The organism is Polaromonas sp. P1_G1 (assembly GCF_056405595.1).
Genome location: NZ_JBFUBU010000120.1, coordinates 1 through 645, shown reverse-complemented (window position 1 = coordinate 645; position 645 = coordinate 1). Strand labels below are relative to the sequence as shown.

Annotated in this window: 1 protein-coding gene; it reads left to right on the top strand. The window is 64.5% G+C overall.

Annotation, left to right across the window (positions count from 1 at the left end; translation table 11 throughout):
* Positions 1-15 precede the first annotated feature (15 nt).
* Positions 16-645, top strand: a 630-nt coding sequence (locus AC1D1Y_RS26000; protein WP_477684894.1) for a Fic family protein, incomplete at its 3' end; no start/stop codon positions are given.

Sequence of the window (645 nt, the reverse complement as noted above, 5' to 3'; positions counted from 1 at the left end):
GCGCTGGGGCGTGAGGTGGTGCACTACGAGGCACCGCCTTCTGTAGAGGTAGCTACTGAGATGGACCGTTTTTTGGTGTGGTTTGAAAGCACACGCCCTGCTACGGGTGCCACTGCGGTGAACGGCATTGCACGGGCGGCTCTGGTGCACCTGTGGTTTGAGTCCATCCACCCGTTTGAGGACGGCAATGGTCGCCTGGGCCGCGCCCTGGCAGACATGGCGCTGGCGCAAGACATGCACGCGCAAGACCCACAGGCCAGCCCGGCGCTGGTGCGGGTGTATGGCATGGCGCACCAGATGCTCAAAACCCGCGCCGCGTATTACGACGCGCTGAACTATGCGCAGCGCCTACGCGGCATAGCGCCCGAGGCAAGCGCGATTGATGCAACACCGTGGGTGCAGTGGTTTGTGCAGGCGTTTACCCGCGCGTGCATTACCAGCCAAGCCGTGGTGCGGGACGCTACGGACAAGGCGCAGTTCCGGCTGCGGGCTGCGCAGTGCCAAACCAATGAACGCCAGCGCAAGGTGCTGGAGCGCCTGCTGGAGGCCGGGCATGCAGGCTCGGGTGGTTACGCCAAGATCACTGGCACCTCCAAAGCCACCGCCACCCGCGACCTGGCTGATCTGTTGGCCAGTGGCTTGCTG